This window comes from Dyadobacter sp. CY323 (genome assembly GCF_021390245.1).
In the GTDB taxonomy this organism is placed as follows: Bacteria; Bacteroidota; Bacteroidia; order Cytophagales; family Spirosomataceae; genus Dyadobacter.
In genome coordinates this window covers 142,291-161,276 of sequence record NZ_JAJUXH010000007.1, presented here as the reverse complement: position 1 = coordinate 161,276, position 18,986 = coordinate 142,291, and the positions used below count along the sequence as shown (strand labels likewise).

At 45.7% G+C, this 18,986-nt stretch carries 17 protein-coding genes; 10 read left to right on the top strand and 7 right to left on the bottom strand.

What is annotated here, in order from left to right:
• The first annotated feature begins 40 nt into the window (after positions 1-40).
• The 4 genes from LZG72_RS13610 (at position 41) to LZG72_RS13595 (ending at position 2,375) form a co-directional block, all read left to right on the top strand.
• The gene (locus LZG72_RS13610; protein WP_233872994.1) at positions 41-1,015 is read left to right on the top strand and encodes a hypothetical protein; all 975 of its coding nucleotides are present in this window, start codon (positions 41-43) and stop codon (positions 1,013-1,015) included.
• Positions 1,016-1,053: 38 nt separating this feature from the next.
• Positions 1,054-1,422, top strand: coding sequence for a hypothetical protein (locus LZG72_RS13605; protein WP_233872991.1), 369 nt, complete (start codon positions 1,054-1,056; stop codon positions 1,420-1,422).
• An 18-nt stretch (positions 1,423-1,440) separates the two neighbouring features.
• Positions 1,441-1,842, top strand: coding sequence for a GreA/GreB family elongation factor (locus tag LZG72_RS13600; RefSeq protein ID WP_233872988.1), 402 nt, complete (start codon positions 1,441-1,443; stop codon positions 1,840-1,842).
• A gap of 143 nt (positions 1,843-1,985) precedes the next feature.
• On the top strand, positions 1,986-2,375 hold the full coding sequence (locus LZG72_RS13595; protein ID WP_233872985.1) for a GreA/GreB family elongation factor: 390 nt from the start codon (positions 1,986-1,988) through the stop codon (positions 2,373-2,375).
• 1 nt (position 2,376) lies between these two features.
• Here LZG72_RS13595 and LZG72_RS13590 read toward each other — a convergent pair whose 3' ends face one another.
• The 7 genes from LZG72_RS13590 to LZG72_RS13560 all read right to left on the bottom strand — a co-directional run bounded on the left by LZG72_RS13590 (position 2,377) and on the right by LZG72_RS13560 (position 11,740).
• Positions 2,377-4,023: a glycosyltransferase family 39 protein gene (locus LZG72_RS13590; protein ID WP_233872982.1), complete on the bottom strand. Its 1,647-nt coding sequence runs from the start codon at positions 4,021-4,023 to the stop codon at positions 2,377-2,379.
• 96 nt (positions 4,024-4,119) lie between these two features.
• On the bottom strand, positions 4,120-6,090 hold the full coding sequence (locus LZG72_RS13585; protein ID WP_233872979.1) for a M56 family metallopeptidase: 1,971 nt from the start codon (positions 6,088-6,090) through the stop codon (positions 4,120-4,122).
• 20 nt (positions 6,091-6,110) lie between these two features.
• Positions 6,111-6,470: a BlaI/MecI/CopY family transcriptional regulator gene (locus LZG72_RS13580; protein WP_233872976.1), complete on the bottom strand. Its 360-nt coding sequence runs from the start codon at positions 6,468-6,470 to the stop codon at positions 6,111-6,113.
• 84 nt (positions 6,471-6,554) lie between these two features.
• On the bottom strand, positions 6,555-7,202 hold the full coding sequence (locus LZG72_RS13575; RefSeq protein WP_233872974.1) for a response regulator transcription factor: 648 nt from the start codon (positions 7,200-7,202) through the stop codon (positions 6,555-6,557).
• A 259-nt stretch (positions 7,203-7,461) separates the two neighbouring features.
• Entirely contained in the window at positions 7,462-8,178 is a 717-nt protein-coding gene (locus LZG72_RS13570; protein WP_233872971.1) for an outer membrane lipoprotein-sorting protein, read from the bottom strand.
• 60 nt (positions 8,179-8,238) lie between these two features.
• Entirely contained in the window at positions 8,239-10,800 is a 2,562-nt protein-coding gene (locus LZG72_RS13565) for a TonB-dependent receptor domain-containing protein (protein WP_233872969.1), read from the bottom strand.
• Positions 10,801-10,891: 91 nt separating this feature from the next.
• The gene (locus LZG72_RS13560; RefSeq protein ID WP_233872966.1) at positions 10,892-11,740 is read right to left on the bottom strand and encodes a polysaccharide deacetylase family protein; all 849 of its coding nucleotides are present in this window, start codon (positions 11,738-11,740) and stop codon (positions 10,892-10,894) included.
• A gap of 87 nt (positions 11,741-11,827) precedes the next feature.
• On the opposite strand from LZG72_RS13560, the gene LZG72_RS13555 reads away from it, so the two are divergent.
• From LZG72_RS13555 to LZG72_RS13530, 6 genes are all read left to right on the top strand, one after another.
• A complete protein-coding gene (locus LZG72_RS13555) occupies positions 11,828-12,886 on the top strand; it encodes a LacI family DNA-binding transcriptional regulator (RefSeq protein WP_233872963.1) in 1,059 nt (352 codons plus the stop codon).
• A 92-nt stretch (positions 12,887-12,978) separates the two neighbouring features.
• On the top strand, positions 12,979-14,211 hold the full coding sequence (locus LZG72_RS13550; RefSeq protein ID WP_233872960.1) for an Nramp family divalent metal transporter: 1,233 nt from the start codon (positions 12,979-12,981) through the stop codon (positions 14,209-14,211).
• Positions 14,211-15,227 carry an NAD(P)-dependent oxidoreductase gene (locus LZG72_RS13545; protein ID WP_233872957.1) on the top strand — a complete coding sequence of 339 codons (1,017 nt, stop codon included), beginning with the start codon at positions 14,211-14,213 and terminating at the stop codon, positions 15,225-15,227. The genes LZG72_RS13550 and LZG72_RS13545 overlap by 1 nt, the downstream gene beginning before the upstream one ends.
• 11 nt (positions 15,228-15,238) lie before the next feature.
• Entirely contained in the window at positions 15,239-16,327 is a 1,089-nt protein-coding gene (locus tag LZG72_RS13540; RefSeq protein ID WP_233872954.1) for a dihydrodipicolinate synthase family protein, read from the top strand.
• A 15-nt stretch (positions 16,328-16,342) separates the two neighbouring features.
• Entirely contained in the window at positions 16,343-17,503 is a 1,161-nt protein-coding gene (locus tag LZG72_RS13535; protein ID WP_233872951.1) for a sorbosone dehydrogenase family protein, read from the top strand.
• A gap of 183 nt (positions 17,504-17,686) precedes the next feature.
• Positions 17,687-18,970: an enolase C-terminal domain-like protein gene (locus tag LZG72_RS13530; RefSeq protein WP_409017703.1), complete on the top strand. Its 1,284-nt coding sequence runs from the start codon at positions 17,687-17,689 to the stop codon at positions 18,968-18,970.
• The last annotated feature ends 16 nt before the right edge of the window (positions 18,971-18,986 follow it).

The window sequence follows — 18,986 nt, the reverse complement described above, 5'->3', positions numbered from 1 at the left end:
ATGGCTGTAAATTTACAACTGTAAAAATGCAAATGTGATTATGACCTACATCAGCGCTCAACCTCAGGTAAGTAATTCCTGGAATGACATATGCTACCCTGTCAATCCCGTCTGGCTGGCGGACTTGCTGCCGGATTACGATATCATCGCTACCGACCGGCAGCAACTGATTGTAGGGCAGCCATTTATGGGCAGAAAAACGATTTTCGGGATCCAAAGTGCCGATTATGACATCGTACCTAACATTCTGATCCGGGAAGTAGTGGACAAGCTGTATCGCGACTATACCCTTCAGATTAAATACACGTCAACCGGCGAATTCAACATCAACATCATTCTTCCGCAAGAGTTTTCTGTGGGCGGAGAGCAGTTGCAGCGCAGTATGATATTGACAAACAGCTACAATGGTAAAACGCCTTTCAGCATTCAGGGGCAGACTTTGACGGCCATGCTGGACAGTCACTCCAGTCCCGGCAGCAGTATGTACCGGGAGGTTTGTCAAAATGGCCTGATGGGATGGGCTGATTCGTTTGATGAGCTGCCCAACTATCAGCTGTGGCTAAATGAAGGGTCGGAGAAAAACAGGAAACAAAATGTGAAACATGCCCAGGGAATGAGGCAGCAGGCAAAAAAAGATTCGGTTGTGCGGAAAATCCATCACAGCCGGCTTAGCCCGGACTTATTTCAGGAGCAGCTCTATGAACTACTCGCCGATCAGGACCAGCAGCGGGTCACCCTCACTGCCAAAGTCTATGAACATTTTCAAAGGCGTTTTGTAGACCGGCAGGATGAGAGTATGCTCAAAACACTGCCGATTCCGGTGCAGGTGGCGAAGCAGGCTCACGAGCGGCTGCGACTTGAGCAGCGGCTTTTAGGGGTGGATTCGTCTTACTGGCTTATGTATAATGCTGTAAATCATGCACTTTTCAATGCCCGGAGCAGCCTTACACTAAATGATCGCTATAAGTTGGATGAAAGAGTTTTTCACCAGCTCGCGGCTAGTTCTTTTGCTTAATGAAGGCAGAATACGTTGTTTAACATCAATTGAATCTTATGCAGTCTACTTACATGAGACCAGGATCTGCTTCCGTAGCGCTGGTGCTGGCAAATATGGAAGATACGCTTAAAATGAGCGGAAGTCAGAGAAAAGGAGAGCCTGATGCCAGCTGGCAGCATTCTGATTTTTCTCTATATGCCAATTTTATCCAGGAAAATGCAGCGATACTTGGTAAAAGCAGCACTCATCCGCAGCAGTTACAGGTTAATCCGGTGAAAATCGAGGAGCGGGATAGAAATCGTTTTCTAACTATTTTAAGCCGTGTGAGCAGGGGTCACGAAGGTGTATCACGTCAGGAGCGTCTGTTTGTGTACCGGTTTTGGGCCGAAATACAAAAGACTTTTTACAAGCTGCGTAATGCGTGAAAGAATAATTGTCAGGGTATGGAGGGTAACACGCCGATCATTCTGAGAGAAAGCGACTTTCGTATTTTAAAGCGATATGTCGCGAAAATGCCGCCAAACGAATCCACTGAGTCTATTTTATTGTACTGGGACCTCAGATCGGCGATTGTGGTGGAAGACGAGATTTTGCCCGAAAATTGTGTGCGGCTAAACTCGACGGTTAAAGTAAAGGAATGGGCCAGTAATCAGATCATGGAGTTCAGCATTGTAACTCCGGAGCTTGCGAATTCAGAAAAAAGAAGAATTTCATTTTTGGATCCATTGGGTGCCGCATTTATCGGGCTTTGCAAAATGGAGAAAATAGAAAGAGAAATTTATGGGAATACCAAATGCTTCAAAATACTGGATGTCAGACATCCGACCAATCAAGTAAAAATTTGAGATACCGGAAAGGGTAAATCAAATCTCGGATCAAATCTATTTTAATTCTTACGCCGGTACCTGATCGCGCCAGACGATTTTTTATTGTCTGAAAATGCGGATCAGGCAGCAGGCTTATTGTTATACACTTTAATTAAATTGATATGAATAATCAGAAAAATCACGTCATACTTAGCGAAGATGATTTTCGCATGTTGAAACAATTCGCTGAAACTTTCCCGGGCAGTGCGAATGCAAACGAAATGTCTTTGTCCTATGAATTGAACAGGGCCATCGTCGTGGAAAATGAAGACCTTCCGCCTGACAGTATCCGCCTGAATTCGCATGTAAAAGTAAGAGAGCTAACCAGTAATAAGGAAATGGAATTCGCCATTGTAATGCCTGCGCTCGCGGATTTTAACCAAAAGAAAATCTCAGTTCTCACACCAATGGGTGCGGCTTTGATCGGTCTGTGCAAAGGTGAAACCGTGGAGTGGAAAATGCCCGCCGGAATGAAAAAATTCGAAGTATTGGATGTCATTCAGGTGGCCTGATTTAATTTTTTATAAAAAGCAGGTTACGCGGTTCAAGTACCCCGGACCTGCTTTTTTGATTTAAAAAGCTTCCTTTTAATCTGGTAACATGAAAATGCTGTGGCACGGCCTTTAACTCAGCAGGAACTCCTGCGCGGAGCAGACTGTCGGTAACCGCCGGTGTCGTATATAAATAACACGGCGCTTTTTTTATGAAATTTTGCAGGTCATTCTGGGTTTTTATCAAACTTACATCGCCCGGCGCATAGAATTCGAAACTGTATGATAATGAGCCATATTCAGCTGTCGGAATGTGTTTATGTTCTATCGGAATGACCTTTGCCGCCTGGCGGCCCGATTGGTACTGTAATAAAAAAGGATAGAAAAACAGAAATAGAAAAAGATACATGATCGCGCCCGTTGCATACGCTTTGTACAAAAGTTGCTGAAGAGGATTTTTGACCCGGATAAAAAAATTGGCAACTACAATAACCCCGCAGATGGCAACGGCGATAATTGCATTTTGAATGCCTGTGATATAGAGCAAACCGGCAATTAAAATAAATGTCAGAACCAATATCCCGCTTTGAATGTGAACAAAGATTTTGAGTTTAGATGCCCCAGCCATTTGATACAAATAATAGGCGGTAATGAGCGAGAAATGCGGGAATAAAATGACGAGGTAATGTGGTAATTGAAACCGGGACAGCGAAAAAAGAAGGAATGTAAGCAATGCACTGCCGTAAACGATCCACCTGACCGGCTGTCGGTTTTTATCCGATTTAATCAAATAAATAATCCCGGCAACCAGTCCTACCGACCATGGTAGAAATGCCCATAATGTGGTATGTAAAAAGAAAGTAGCACTGCCTTTTCCCTTTATCGGACCCGTATTGAAAAAACGTCCGAACTGACTGTCCCAGAAAAAAAAGCGGATCCCGGATACATTTGTTTTACCAAAAACCACTTTTTCGGGGTGCAGGTCAAACTGTGCGTATAAACTGTATAGTTCAGGCAGGATGAATAGGAAGCACAGAACGAGCATCAGCCACCAGCGCCAGTTGAGAAGTTCACGAAATTGCCCGGTCACCAGCCAGAAAATCGCCCATCCGCCGGTAATGGTCAGGAGTGCAAAAATGCCTTTTGTCATGATGGCGCACGCTGCAAACAATGCGGCTGCCACGATATGTCCCCAATGTTCTTTCCTGTAAACCAGCAACATATGCCAGATCGCCGCGATAATGCACGTGGTGAGATAGGGTTCCGCACGCACATCGAAGTTGAAGAGTGTACTGTGTAATGCAATGGCCGAAACGAGCACGGCAATGCGCGCGACATCCACATTATACAAATCCCGGCCCAGCAAATAGGTATAACGCAGACCGATCAGGAAGAAAATGAATGCGGGGAGTTTATAGGTAAATCCGGTGATCCCAAAGATCTTATAACTGATCGCAGCCATCCAGAATGGGAAATGCGGCTTGTCGAGCCAGTCGTGCCCGTCGCCGAAAAGGTTGATCCAGTCTCGGTGAAGTACGATGTGTTTGGCAATCGTGGCATATAATGCACCATCCGGCTCGATGATATCGAGGAATAATCCGGGTACATTTAGGGCAATTCCAATGAAAAGTAGCCAGGGAAAATAGCGTTTTAAAAAGGGATCATTCATATTCCAGCGGCAGCTTAGCTTGGCAAATGGATTCAGTTTGTCGCCGCAAGTTAACAAACAACCCTGCTAGATTCCGAGAACTTTCGGCCCGCTTTGTTAAAAATTCACTTTCGCCAGATCTGGTCGTTCGAACACTTCAGCTTCCGGCCGGGTTTCGATCCACCAGATGCGCTCGCATTTCGGGTCATAGTAGCGGGCGAGCCTGCCTTTGAATAAAACCACCTTCCGGACTTCGTTTTTTGCGGGCATGAGATTGCTTCCGACACCGTATGTCTGCCTGAAACCATCGAGAAAATAAGGTTCGTTCCGGAGTGTTTCCAGATCAAATTCACTTACCGTTTTCGATTCGATATTGCCTTTCAGCAACGCAACAGGTGGCGCGGCTTTGTGAAGTGGAAACGTGAGGTAAAAAATCTCTTTGCACAACCCTCGCTCCGCCCGGTTTTTGTATTCCTGTGTCTGGTCGATGAGGTACGGGTAACTTTTAAATGCCTCATTCACCGCATTGTAATCTGCTTTTTTTCCATCCAGATAAAACTGGGTCATGCCTTCGTAACCTACCAATTCTTTATCCCGGTTGAAATAACCTTTTCCGAATTTAGTAATCACATTTTGTGGCCATGGGTGCGCTTTTCTGAAATTGACTTTCAGAGTATGCTCCGCAAGGAATTTTTGAGACGAATCGGTGAGGTAACTTTTAAGAGAATGCCGAATGTTACCCGATGGATTTGATTCAAAAAAAGCGGATTTTGAAATGCTGTAGAAATCGGAAGGGATGTCATTGCTCCCCTTACGACTGAGAAAGATGATCTCAAAGCCGCCGAAAACGCCATACTTTTCCATATTTGGATTTTTTAATAAGCCAAACTGAGAAAATTGGTGGCCCACGTAGCTCAGCGAGTAGCTGGTTTTTTGGAAAAGCAGCTTTGTGTTCTCACTGGAAGCGTTATTTTTCGGTGGAATTATTTTTATTTCCTGATAATAAAAGCCCCTCTCGTCGGTACGGATGGATTTAACAAGCGTGTCGTTATATGAAATGTTGAGCGGAAGATTTGAAACTGGTTTGTTGGTTTCCGCATCCATTATGATCCCTGAAATGTATAGAATTTTGCGGTTCGTTTTAATAGGAGTGTCCTCCAGGAAGGACCTTAATTGTGAAACCTTATCACTGTCAGCCATTTGACTGATATCGTCCCGGAAAATGACGACTAAAACGGCCAGTAAAGGCATTGCCAACAGAAAAGCCGACAAAAATAATCTGTTTGATCTGGCTTTATTCATCATGATGATCCGCTGCTTTAATGATGAGAAACTAAACTGATTCGCGATCCTGAACCCGGGAACGCCCGCAACTTTCAAAAGTAGATACTGGTACTGGCGCATATCCACCTGGTTTTCCAGCACTTTCTGATCTGCAATGAATTCAAGATTTTGCCTGATGGCGTGACGAATGAGCCACGCAAATGGATTGTACCAGTTGAGAATGCATAGCAGTTCACCCCAAAGAATATCGACCGAATGCCGCTGCCGGACATGTATATACTCATGCAGGATGATGTCTTTCAATTCTTCGGGCCGGTGCATTTCAGGATTATAAAAAATGGCATTTCCGAACGAAAATGGGCTTATTTGTTTTTCAACATGGTAGATTTTCACGCCATCTTCGGAGACTAACGTCGCATTTCTCAGGACTTTGAGATACGAGAAAACTTGAAGTCCGAACCTGGCCAGCATCATTGCGGTGCCGACAATGACCAGAATGAGAAACGCCAGGCCGGGATCAATGGAGTAGGAGGAAACCTGTCCGACTGCCGGGATACTTCCGTTGCGGAATTGATAAATGGCTGGAATTTGGTTAATCAGGCCGGAATTGCTGATTTTGGAAATGGAATGGATAGTCTGCCGGGCATCGATAAATGGAAGTATGAAACAAAATGCAGAGTACAACAGCAAATAGTAGCGGTTCCAGTTGTAAAAGGTAAGACGTCGCAAAACGGCGTAGTAAAAAAGGCTGACGGCAGCCACGCTAACCGACATTTTGAGCAGATATTCAATGACAGGATGCATATCTTGAAGCGTTTGACCCGTTACTTTTTACCTTCAATAAGACTGATGATTTCTTTCAGTTCATCCGAGGATATTTTATTCTTCTCCACAAAAAAACTGACGAGTTCCTTATAGGAATTTTCAAAATAATCCTTCACGACATTTCCCATGAATTTTTGCTTAAATGCCTCCTCCGTCACGGCGGGCGCATATAAATTCACATTTCCGACGAGCCGGCTTGTGATATAACCCTTCTTTTCAAGGTTTTTAATGGTAGAAGCGAGGGTAGTGTAAGGTGGGAGCGGGCCTGTAAATGCGGCCATGAATGACTTAATGCTGCCTTCGCCGGTTTTCCAGACTGCCAGCATCGCCTCTTCTTCCTGTTGCGTCAACTTTTCCATAACTACGATGTTTTCGTAAATCTACGAATATTTCGTAATTAACAAACAGGATGTCTATTTTTTAGAATTAAATGCACGGATTACTCACACATCCGCATTCTGACTTTTATAAATCTGCACTTTCTTAAACATTTCAATCAGTGTGGAAACGCCCAACTTTTCGAAAATCCGGGCTTTGTAAGTACTTACGGAACTTTCGGTAAGATTAAGGTGAATGGCGATCTCCTTGGTCCAGTAGCCTTCTAACAGCATATCCATAACTTCCAGTTCACGCTGGGAGAGGTGTTTGAGCGGGTTTTCGCCATTCGTTTTGCTTTCGAGTGTATTCTTGAGTAGTTGCTGCTGTACCGCCTGACTCAAATAATTGCCCGATTCGAACATCGACAGAATGGCTCTTTTGATTTCGTTTTGTGATGAATTTTTCGATAAAAAACCGTTGGCACCCGCCTTAATGTAATGCAATGCGTAGATCTGTTCTTCAAGACTTGAAAAAATCAGAATCAATACCTTCGGTTGGATCTCCCGTATTTTCGGCATCATATTGAAACCTTCTCCATTGGGAATGTTGATGTCGAGCAAAATCAGATCAAATGTATTTGCAGCGACTGCGGCAAGAGTTTCTCCAAACGTGGCAGCTTCCATTACTTTGACAGGATTCAGCAATTCCTGAACCAAAACCTTGGTCGCCAGCCTTACAATCGCATGATCTTCAACGAGTAAAATTTGTTTCATTTTTTTAGAGGAGGCCTAAATTTTAAACCTTTTGTGTATGATCAATCAGTGCCAAGTAGTAAAACTAGGTTACAAAATCTTCGTAGTATTTCTTAGCAAGCTACGTAATATTTGGGCAATATTTCATAATGCATATTTACTTTTAAAGGTCGGATTTATCAAATTTTGTTTGTGTTCAATTCCAATTATTTTCTTGTCAACCTCCGGGCATAAAAAAAGCGTTGCCTCGCAGCAACGCTCCCGTTTGGATTTAAGAACCTTATTTAACCGGTCTTTTGAAGATTGCGTCGTCAACCGGTACATTCACTGCGATCTTGTTTGTAATGAATGACATAGTGCCCATTTGTGGATTAGAAATATCCATGGTATTCGGGAATTTCACGCCATCAACTTCTTTGTAGTCGGACATCTCAATTTCACCTTCCGTACCATTCATTGTTGCTTTGATTTTATTAATCAGATACGTGCCCGCGTCCAGATATTCGTCGATCACCTGGCCGTCCGCCGAGGTAACTTTGAGATGATAAACATCCTTCTTATCCAATTTTTCCTTTCCGATCAGTTCTACTTTGGTACCTTTTTCTTTGTACCCCACCAGGCCGCCAAATGGGTCTAGCGAGCTTATCTGTTGTTTCAGCTGATCTGCCGGCATATCTTCCGGCTCGCCGGTACCGCCCATCATCGTCGGGCGGATCATCCAGCCTTTCGAATCACTTACTACCTGCACCATCGAGTTACCCATTACGGTAGATTCGCTGCGGACTGATTTGCCGACAACCAGGATCGTTTTGGTCGGGATTTCCATTCCCTGCACGGCAAGTGAACGTTCTGTGACAAGCGTATTTACCGCTTTGATCTTATCCATTCCGCCTAATGCGGCGACATGTTTTTCTACGAGTTCATCCACAGTCTGAGCGTAGGACCCTGCCGCAAACAGCGTAGCAGCCACGGTAAAGAATAGGTTTGTTGTTTTCATACCGGTGTTTTATTTGAATGGATTAGTTTAGTGATATTTAAAGTCATTACAGTCAATTAACTACCTTGGAGTGCTGCCGCCGCCCGTAGTTCCGCCACTTTGCTGGCCGCCGCTGCCGTCACTTTTCACATCGTCGTTGTTGACGGACTTCGCTTTTTTCTTCGGCGCATCCATTGTCATTTTACCGATTTTATAAGTAAATGTTAAACGGACACCTCTGTTGTACATGTAAATGTCGTTCACCTGGTTGAACTGGATCGAATTCAGTTCAGTATGCATCCTGAATCGTTTGCTCAGGAAGTTCTCCGCAGCAAGTCCGACACTTCCTTTTTTGTTGGCAAATTCCTTTTTAACCCCTATGGTGTAGAACCCGAAGCCTCCCTGCATTCCCTGCAACTGAACCTGGTTGCCCTGCATAAAACCAAATGCCTGCGCTCCCCAGCCGTTTTTGAAAGTTGCCTGAGAGAAAACACCTCCGCTGACATTGAAACCGTCGTTTTTAATTTCCTGTGCCTTACCGTTTTGTCCGATCGTTTGTCCCGTCAGAGTGGTATAGAATGCATTGGCAAAAATCCCGAAGTTTATCTTTGAGGTAGCTGCGATATTTGCAAACAAGTTGGTACCATACGCATGTTGCTTACCGATGTTTTCAAACGTAGTCACGATCGATCCCGCCAGTGTATCAGAAGGTGCGCGAACCTGGCTTATCGCATTGTTGGTCACCCGGCCAAAGAAAGTCGCATTAATGAACGTCTTTTTAATGTTCTTGCTCAATCCGAGTTCGAAGTTGTTGGTCAGCTCGGGACGAAGTTCGGGATTACCAACGCTGATGTTCTGCGGGTTTGCCGAGTTGAAGTTCGGGTTCAGCTGTTGTAAACCGGGACGCTGGATCCGGCGGTTATAGGCCAGCTTCACCGTAGTACCCTTAAATGTTTTCGACGCATTTACACTCGGCACCAGTACACCGTAATTTCCTACACCCACCGTTCCTTCATTTGTGCTCGCATCTATGAAAGTATGCTCGTACCGCAAACCACCTTTGATGGTGTAGCGTTTTTTGGTGGTGTACGTATAAGAAGTGTAACCGGCGGCAATGTTTTGATGGTAGGTCAAATCACCCGCTGGCTGATCCGTCTCCGGACGGAAATCGCCGGTCGGCTCTGCGATCAGGAAGCTATATGCACTTTTTACCTCGCGGAAAATTCCTTTTCCACCAAATTCCAGCAACTGGTTTTTCTTGATCGGCGTCTGATAATCAGATTGGAAGGTGTATTCCTGGTTAATGCTTTTGTTCAGGTTGCGCTGGCGGCTGGTCAGTTCATTGCCTCCGTTGAGCAAATTGGCATCGAAATCATTTGTAAGATCATTCCGGCTGTAGAGTGTCGAAACGCTCCATTCCTGCTGCGGTTTGAATGTATGCAGGTAGTCGAGGTTTACATCCACTGTTCCTGAAAGGTTTTTGGCATCCACATCGCGGTTCGTAATGACATCACTCGATCCGGTTTTCATCAGCCGTGTCATCAGGTCCTGCTGGTTGCTGAAATTCCGTACGCCATATTTCACGCCGGCAGTCAGACTTTGATTTTTAGCAAGATCGTAGTCGAATCCCAGGTTATAGTTTCCAAAAAGTCCCCGGCTGCTTCCGTCGCCGGTTTGTCTGGTAACCGTAGTCACATTCTCAACCGTACTGCTTTGTTCCAGCGATGTTTTAGTAATGGTGTTGTACATCCCGCGACCAAATCCACCAATCGTAAATCCGGCTTTTCCTTTGCGGTAACCTCCATTCAATGAAAGCATGGAGCCCCGGTTTCCAACACCGGCATCCACATTCAGGTTAAGTCCCTGCAAACTGTTTTTCTTCGTAATGATGTTGATGATACCGCCCGAACCTTCAGCGTCATATTTGGCCGACGGGCTGGTAATCACTTCCACCGACTTGATCTGATCCGCAGGAATCTGTTTCAATGCGTCGGCTACACTGTTCGCAATGATGGTACTCGGTTTGTTATTGATCAAAACCCGGATGTTCTGGCTGCCGCGAAGCGACACATTACCATCCAGATCGACGGTCAGAAGAGGTACTTTTCTTAAAATATCCGTAGCATCTCCCCCTTTTGCGGTAATGTCTTTTTCTGCATTGTAAACAAGCCTGTCCACTTTTTCTTCGATTAGCGCAGCTTGCCCGGTTACGGTGACTTCGTTCAGTGTTTTTGTATTCGACGCAAGTGTAATGGTGCCCAGGTCCAGTTCCTGGCCTTTGGCAAGTGTAATGTTATCGATCGTTTTGTTGGCATAACCAATGAACGAAACCATTACTTTGTAATCTCCGGCGGCCACTTTGGTCAGTGCAAACTTTCCTTTTTCGTCGGCTACCGTTCCGTCTATTGCCTGTCCGTTTCCTTTGTTGTAAAGCGCAACGCTCACAAATTCAATGCCTTTTGATGAAGTGGAATCTACAATGGAACCAGTGATTTTCGAAGTACCCTTCGGAGTAGTGTCGCCCGCAGTACCGGGTAGCGCTTTCGGTGTAGATGCACCACCCGTCGGAAACTGCGCAAATGCAGGAGCAAAAAAGGTGGCCAGAACAATAATAATAGTGAGCAAAAGTTTTGACATTTTCATTGGTTTAAAATTAACGCAACAAAAATGCCATTAAACCCAAATGTTAAGAAGGAAATTATGACAAAGGCTAAAATAAACGGGATGGATGTCCTTATTGTCCTGCCAGATCTTTGTAGCCGATCAAAACGATTCCCTTTTCCTTAATTGCATCTTTCACTTTCTTGCTCGTGAAAAGATCCGTTACACCCTGGCGGTCCATTGCCACATCCTCGTAGCCGATGTGATGTATAGCCTTCAACTCTTCGTCATCCAATCCGGGATGATCCACAAAAAGATATGTTTTCCCGCTTTCCAATTTATTAAGCATACCAATAAAGCTGTCAATCTTCTCCTGAGGCGTCTTATGTGTTCCGGCATAGCCTGCATAAGCAAGATTTGCCGGCTCCGGATCAATGGGGATTTTGTATTCTCTGGCCAGTTTTCGGGTTAGTTCTTTTACCTCCGGCGATATTCCCGTGCAGCCCATATGTGACGATAAATGGCTTATCTGAGGAAGGTATTTCAATGCAATCTCGATCTGTGCGCGAAATTCTTTTTCTATGTCGGCGATTTTCCAGTCGTTATCCATGATGGCCCGTTTAGGGTAGTTTTTGTTCGCGCGGATCATGGGATAAAAGTAGCCGTCCGCATCCCTCAAGCTCGGACAATCAGATACCGGGCGCCATTTCACGTTGTCCCATTCACTGGTAATCGCGAGGTGAATGCCGATGTCGGTCCCCGGATTTTCCTTTAACATTTTCACCGCCTCGGGAAACCATGGCGACGGTACGATGATCTCAATGGAAGTCTGAATGCCTTCTTTAAAACTTTTGATCAAAGCAAGATTTCCAGAATGCGAATAGCCCATGTCATCGCCGCGAACGATCAGGCGGGCACCTTTTTGTGCATACACAGTAAATGCTGCGACAGAAAAAAGAAGAGATAGTAAAGTCTTTTTCATATTATAAAAGTTGAAGTCAGTTCTTTTGAGGTAAAAATCCGGAATGCTTAGATACTACCCATTCAAAACGCGGACTATATTTACGCAATGGAAAAAACGAATGCATTAAATGGTGTAAAGGAAATAGCGCGGCGCGCCAACGTCTCTACCGCAACGGTCGACCGGGTATTGCACAACCGCACGGGTGTTTCGGAAAAAACGCGGCAGAAGATCAATGAGATTATAAAGGAGCTTGATTATCAGCCGAATATCTTAGCCAGTCGGCTTGCTTCCCGGAAAATCATTACCCTCGCCATTTTAATCCCGAGCATTTCTGAGGAAACGAATTATTGGGATGCCCCATTGAATGGCGTGCGCCGCGCCGAATCGGAAATCAAGCAATATGGCGTGCAGACCACGGTTTTCTTTTTTGATCTGAGCGACAAAGATTCGTTTGCAGATCAGGTCAAGGCGATATTTCAGGCGGATTTCGATGGTATACTGATTTCACCTTCATACGTGGAGGAAACAAGGAAATTCGCCGATGAATGCACGAAACGTAAAATCCCGTTTGTATTCATAGATTCCGACGTGCCCGATTTGCGGAGACATTCCTACATCGGCCCGCATTTGCATAAAAGTGGGTATGTCGGTGCCAAATTGCTGACGTACAGGTTGGCAGAAAACAAAAAGGTACTGATCATCCATATTTCGAAGGAGATCGATAATTTCAACTACCATGAAATAGAAGAGGGTTTCCGGGCCTTTTTTAAAGACAATAATCAGCCGAATGACATCGTGCGGATCGATATCCGGGAAACGGATTACCAGTCTGTGGCGCGGCACCTTACTTATGTATTCCATTTGAATAAAGACATCGGTGCTGTATTTGTCACCAATTCCCGCGTACATACGGTGGCTTCCTTTTTAAAGAACAGCCACCGGACCGATATTTCACTGATCGGCTACGACTTTGTAAAGGAGAATGTCGACTACCTGGAAAAGAATGTCATCGACTTTCTGATCTGTCACCGGCCCGAGGATCAGGGCTACCGTGGCATCATGACCCTCTACCAAATGTTAGTGATCAATTCGTCCGTTAATCAGATTCATTATATGCCGATTGACATTGTGACGAAAGAAAATTATGAATTTTATCAAAATTAGCAACTTCCAGAAATATCTTTTCTATATTTACGGGCACGTGCCCGTTTTCTTTAAATCGCATCATAAGTTAATCTCATATCCGACCCTTTACATTGGAAAATTCTAAATCAGGAGTGCTAAGATGGCTCAAATCGCTGGGCCCGGGAATGATCACGGCGGCATTGGTCTTCGGACCAAGTAAGTTGACCATTACCTCAAAACTAGGGGCAGTTTACGGATACTCATTGCTGTGGATTGTTCTCGTGGCCATTTTGTTCATGGCCGTTTTTACGTCGATGTCAACGCGGATTGGCGTAGCGACGAATCAATCGTTTCTTGCCTCAGTAAAACAGAAATGGGGGAAAGGTGCTTCCGTAGCCATTGGGATCGGCGTTTTTTTGGTTACCACCTCGTTTCAGGCAGGTAATTCGGTTGGGGTGGGGATCGCGGCGGGAGAACTTAATAATACGTCGCCGGTTCCCTGGATCATTTTCTTCAACCTGGTCGGAATCAGCCTTTTATTTTTCAGAAGCTTTTATTCGGTTCTGGAGCGCACGATGATCATTCTGATTTTTGTGAAGTTATTCTCATTCGTTACTACTTTTTTCTGGGCAAAACCTGATGTTGCCAAAATTGTGAAAGGTTTTACAGTACCGACGCTTCCGGAGGGTTCGCAGGGATTGATCATCGCATTCGTCGCTTCCTGTTTCTCCATTGTCGGGGCATTATATCAATCTTACCTCATTCAGGAAAGGATTCGCCTCAAACCAGAACTTCGTACTGCTAAAAATGACAGTACCACCGGGATCATTCTGCTCGGATGTATGTGCAGTATTGTGATCATCTGCGCAGCTGCCATTCTCAATCCGAAAGGCATTGCGGTGAATTCGGCTACCGATATGGCAAAAGCGCTGGAACCGATTTTTGGCAGTAATGCTACCACGCTTTTCCTGGTCGGTTTGTTCGGTGCCGCGTTTTCCTCATTGATCGGTAATGCGTCTGTTGGCGGCACGTTGCTGGGGGATGCGTTGGGACTAGGCAGTAATTTTAGCTCAAAGTCAGTACGTTACCTAGTAGCTCTGGTCATGGTGATCGGTGCCTCCATCGCAATCCGGTTTGGTAAACTACCGTTGGAGCTCATCGTTTTTGCGCAAAGCGTAACCATTTTCGTCGTTCCTTTTATAGGTACTGCATTATATATGGTTGGAAATGACAAGAAGATTATGGGCGATAAAGTAAACAGTCCGCTTGTAAAAGTGGTCGCAGGGTTAGGATTGATCGTCATCTTTTCACTCGCTATAATTAATACAAAAGAATTATTCTTTAACAACCCGCTTTTCAAATAATGAACGGAATAGAATCTTTGGAAGAAAAATGGTTAAGCCCGTCTGATGCGCTCATCGAAGATATGAAGCGGATCAAAGGGGACATTATGGTGCTCGGCGCAGGCGGTAAGATCGGCCCGAGCATTTGCCGGCTTGCAAAACAGGCCATCGATCGTGCCGGTGTGGACAAGCATGTCATCGCCGTGTCCCGGTTCAGCGAAGAAGGTGTGGCTGCGGAACTGAACGCAGACGGGATCGAAACGATCTCTGCGAATATTCTGGACGATCCGCAGTTGAAAAACCTGCCGGAAGTTGAAAACGTGCTCTACCTGGCTGGTACTAAATTCGGGACGTCTAGTAATGAGCCATACACGTGGGCGATGAATACGTATCTGCCGGGTCGTGTGGCTGAGAAGTTCCGGAAATCAAAGATCGTGGTGTATTCGACTGGAAATGTTTATCCTTTTACACCAGTCAATTCCGGCGGCGCTACGGAAGACATGCGCGCTGATCCGGTTGGAGAGTATGGTCAGTCGTGCCTGGGCCGCGAGCGGTTGTTTCAATACTTTTCCTCCGTTTACGGTACACCTCTGCTGATTTACAGACTGAACTATGCGATTGATTTCAGGTATGGCGTCCTGCTGGAAATTGCGAAGTCGGTGCTCGCTCAAAAGCCGATCAACGTGAATATGGGGCACGTGAATGTGATCTGGCAGGGAGACGCGAACGAAATGGCGATCAGGTCTTTACTGCATTGCGAAGCGCCGGCGAAACTGCTGAACATTACCGGTCCGGAAACCGTACCGTTACGTTGGCTGGCGAAAGAATTTGGGAAAATATTCCAGGTTGAGCCGCAGTTTGTAGGCGAGGAGCAACCTACCGCATTACTCAGCAATGCAGCAGAATCATTCAGGCTTTTCGGTTATCCACGCACAACTCTGAAAGAAATGATCGGAATCACGGCGCAATGGTTATTGGAAGGTGGTAAAACGATCAATAAACCGACGCATTTTCAGGAAAGAAAAGGGCAGTTTTAATTTTTGGAATTATGTTAAAAGAAGAAATAAAAAAGCTGCTGTTTGAAGGAACTGTCATTCCGGCCCACCCGCTGGCATTGGATAGCAATCTGAAATTGAATGAAGAAAGGCAGCGCGGACTCACCAGGTATTACATGGCGAGTGGGGCAGGTGGCGTGGCGATCGGTGTTCATACCACCCAGTTCGAAATCCGCGATCCGGGTGTGGACCTTTACGAAAAACTACTTGCGATCACTTCGGATGAAATTAACAAAGCGGATCTCGACCGCCCGTTTATCAAAGTTGCCGGCATCGTAGGATTGACTGATCAGGCATTGGCGGAAGCGAAAATTGCGGTAAAGTACGGGTACGATCTTGGTCTCGTGAGTATGGCTGCCTGGAAACATCAGTCAGAAGATGAGATTATTGCACATGTAAAGTCGGTTGCCGAGATCATTCCGGTTTTCGGTTTTTACCTGCAGGCTGCGATCGGCGGGAGAGTTTATTCTTATGATTTCTGGCAAAAATTCGCCGACATTCCGAATGTGTGCGCCATTAAAGTGGCTGCATTCAATCGCTATCAGACCATTGATGTGGTCCGCGCGGTGTGCGCCTCGTCGCGGCGGAATGAGATCGCATTGTATACCGGTAATGACGATAATATTGTCGCCGATCTTTTGACACCATTCCGGTTCAGTATCGATGGCCGGACAATCGAAAAGAGATTTGTAGGCGGGTTACTCGGACATTGGGCAGTTTGGACTGAAAAAGCAGTAAGGCTGCTGGCTTTCATTAAAGAAAGCATCGCGAGCGACAAAAATATCTCTGAATTGATGAGCATGAATGGCGAGGTGACCGATATGAATGCGGCGATTTTCGACCCGGCACATCAGTTTCACGGCTGCATTACCGGTGTCCACGAAGTGCTGCGTCGTCAGGGATTGCTGGAAGGGATTTGGACATTAAACCCAAAAGAGACACTTTCACCCGGTCAGTATGAGGAAATTGCGCGAGTGATTGATGCCTATCCGCATTTGATCGACGATACATTTGTAAATGCTTTCCTGCAAAACGACGCTGACAACATTAGGAAAGAAGAAGCGGGCCCTTTGAGTTCATAAACAATCAATTTGTTTATGAAGACATTAAAATTTAAAATCCCGAAACTGCTGGCTGCATTCGCTATGCTGGCATGTTTGTCTTCGACATCCGACCCGTCGTATAAGGTCATAGAAGCCTTTCCGAAACTGAAATTCAAAGAGCCTGTCGATCTGACCCATTCCAATGATGGCAGTAACAGGCTTTTTGTATTGGAGCAGGAGGGTACCATTCGGGTTTTTGAGAATAATAACTCGGCGACCACCTCGCAACTTTTCTTGGATATTAAAAAGAAGGTGAGCTACGGCGGGGAGGCTGGACTTTTGGGTCTGGCATTCCATCCCGATTACAAGAAGAACGGCTATTTTTTTGTCAACTACACCAGTAAAGTTTCGGGGAAGCTCGAAACAATTATCGCGCGCTACAAGGTGAGTCAAAACAATGCGAATCAGGCGGATCCGGCCAGTGAGACGGTTTTATTTACCTACGAGCAACCTTATGATAACCATAATGGCGGTGCGGTAAAATTCGGAAAGGATGGATTTCTCTATATTTCTGCGGGTGACGGTGGAAGCTGGGGCGATCCGCACAACAATGGCCAGAACAAAAGTGCATTGCTCGGAAAAATATTAAGGGTTGATGTCAACTCGACTGAAAAAGGGAATTATGGTATCCCGAAAGACAATCCGTTTGCAGGTAACAGAGAAGGTTTCAGGGAGGAAATTTATGCACTGGGTATGCGCAATCCGTGGCGAATCAGCTTTGATAATGAGACGAATACACTTTGGGCCGGCGACGTCGGACAAAACAAAAGAGAAGAAATCGATATCATTGTAAAAGGCGGGAACTACGGCTGGCGCAAAAAGGAGAGCATTGACTGCTACAAGCCCAACAAAGATTGTGAGGAAACAGGATTCATCGACCCGATACTGGATCTGCCGCAATCCAATGGCGAGCATTCGGTCACCGGCGGATTCGTTTATCGTGGGAAAGCACTGCCCGAGCTTACCGGCAAATACGTCTTCTCCGATTACGTGAGCGGTCGCGTTTTTGCGCTGGAAACGAAAAATGGTAAAGCGGTAAAAAACAGTGTTTTGGCGGAAAAAGTCTACCAGGTTTCTGCATTTGGTGAAGACGCTGATCGTGAGCTATACCTCTGCAGTCACAGTTCAGGTAAGATTTTAAAGCTGGCTAAATGAGGTTTTTTAGGGTAGCAATGCCGCTTTTTTGACTTTCTTACATGGATCTAACAAACCATTTACATTGTGAGCGAAAGTTCTGAACATATAGACCGCCGTACATTTTTACAGCAAGCCGGCATGATTGCCGTCGCCGGTGCGAGTACGGATATCACAGGTCTGCAAATTCCATTAAACCCAACCATGAAAAAAATAAAGATCGCGAATGTCAACTCGAATTTTGAGCGGGAGCCGCTGAACCCGTACCGTTTCAAAGGCAGCGCGATCACGGATAGCTGGCAGGGGATTGCTATGCTGGAATCCGAATCGGGGATAAAAAAAGTGGGATTAGGGACGCAGGGAGTATTGTGGTCCGATTCAAAAGTGTTTGCGGAGCATTCGGAAAGTGCGGGAAATGCATTGATGTATGCGATGAGCGAAAGGGCGCTGCAAATGCTGAAAGGAACAACTTTCACAGACCCGGTACAGTTGCTGGATGACCTTTTACCCGAAGTTCTGGCTTATGGAAAAAAGATAACCAGGCATCCGGACCTTCGTAAAACCTTTGCGCTCAATGCATTGGTTTGCGTGGATAATGCGGCCTGGCTTTTATATGCGCAGGAAAACGGGATCAAGCAATTCGATGATATGATACCGGCGGCTTACAAACCCGGATTATCGTACCGTCATGAAAAAGTGGCCAGCATACCTTCGTTCAGCGTGGGTACTACCGCCGAGAGGATCAAGCAGGCGGCTGATGAAGGGTATTTTATATTAAAACTTAAAACCGGTGCAGCGGGAACGCAGCAGGAAATGATCGAGAAGGATATCGCATTCCTGACTTCGCTGCATAAAACGATCGGGCATTACGAAACGCAGTATACCGCGAGCGGAAAAATCCCTTATTACTTCGATATGAATGGCCGGTACGAGAAAAAGGAAACGTTGATGCGGTTTTTGGATCATGCCAAAAAAATAGGCGCATTCGATCAGATCGCGGTGATCGAGGAGCCGTTTGAAGAAAGTAATGAAGCGTTTGTGGGGGATCTTGGCGTGAGGGTTGCAGCCGATGAGAGTGCTCACACGGTCGAAGATGCGGCACATCGCATTGAGCTGGGCTACACCGCCATTGCTGTGAAAGCGATCGCTAAGACGCTGAGTATGACGATGAAGATTACGCAGCTGGCTTATGAGAAGAAGATCCCTTGTTTTTGCGCGGATCTGACGGTTAACCCGATCCTGGTGGATTGGAATAAAAATGTTGCCGCGCGTTTGCAGCCTTTCCCAGGCATGTCCGTGGGATTACAGGAAACCAATGGACATCAGTATTATAAAAACTGGGACAGGCTGATGACTTACCATCCGATGGCAAGCGGCAGCTGGGTTAAGACGCAGAAGGGTGTATATCCTACCGACAAATCCTTCTACGCGCAGAGCGGGGGCATATTGGCGCCGTCTGCTCATTATGAAGAGCTGTTTAAAGGCTGATCACCTCTTTCGCTGC

Coding starts and splice junctions, on each gene's coding strand:
- LZG72_RS13610 (WP_233872994.1), top strand. CDS start 41: ATGACCTACATCAGCGCTCAACCTCAGGTAAGTAATTCCTGGAATGAC.
- LZG72_RS13605 (WP_233872991.1), top strand. CDS start 1,054: ATGCAGTCTACTTACATGAGACCAGGATCTGCTTCCGTAGCGCTGGTG.
- LZG72_RS13600 (WP_233872988.1), top strand. CDS start 1,441: ATGGAGGGTAACACGCCGATCATTCTGAGAGAAAGCGACTTTCGTATT.
- LZG72_RS13595 (WP_233872985.1), top strand. CDS start 1,986: ATGAATAATCAGAAAAATCACGTCATACTTAGCGAAGATGATTTTCGC.
- LZG72_RS13590 (WP_233872982.1), bottom strand. CDS start 4,023: ATGAATGATCCCTTTTTAAAACGCTATTTTCCCTGGCTACTTTTCATT.
- LZG72_RS13585 (WP_233872979.1), bottom strand. CDS start 6,090: ATGCATCCTGTCATTGAATATCTGCTCAAAATGTCGGTTAGCGTGGCT.
- LZG72_RS13580 (WP_233872976.1), bottom strand. CDS start 6,470: ATGGAAAAGTTGACGCAACAGGAAGAAGAGGCGATGCTGGCAGTCTGG.
- LZG72_RS13575 (WP_233872974.1), bottom strand. CDS start 7,202: ATGAAACAAATTTTACTCGTTGAAGATCATGCGATTGTAAGGCTGGCG.
- LZG72_RS13570 (WP_233872971.1), bottom strand. CDS start 8,178: ATGAAAACAACAAACCTATTCTTTACCGTGGCTGCTACGCTGTTTGCG.
- LZG72_RS13565 (WP_233872969.1), bottom strand. CDS start 10,800: ATGAAAATGTCAAAACTTTTGCTCACTATTATTATTGTTCTGGCCACC.
- LZG72_RS13560 (WP_233872966.1), bottom strand. CDS start 11,740: ATGAAAAAGACTTTACTATCTCTTCTTTTTTCTGTCGCAGCATTTACT.
- LZG72_RS13555 (WP_233872963.1), top strand. CDS start 11,828: ATGGAAAAAACGAATGCATTAAATGGTGTAAAGGAAATAGCGCGGCGC.
- LZG72_RS13545 (WP_233872957.1), top strand. CDS start 14,211: ATGAACGGAATAGAATCTTTGGAAGAAAAATGGTTAAGCCCGTCTGAT.
- LZG72_RS13540 (WP_233872954.1), top strand. CDS start 15,239: ATGTTAAAAGAAGAAATAAAAAAGCTGCTGTTTGAAGGAACTGTCATT.
- LZG72_RS13535 (WP_233872951.1), top strand. CDS start 16,343: ATGAAGACATTAAAATTTAAAATCCCGAAACTGCTGGCTGCATTCGCT.
- LZG72_RS13530 (WP_409017703.1), top strand. CDS start 17,687: ATGAAAAAAATAAAGATCGCGAATGTCAACTCGAATTTTGAGCGGGAG.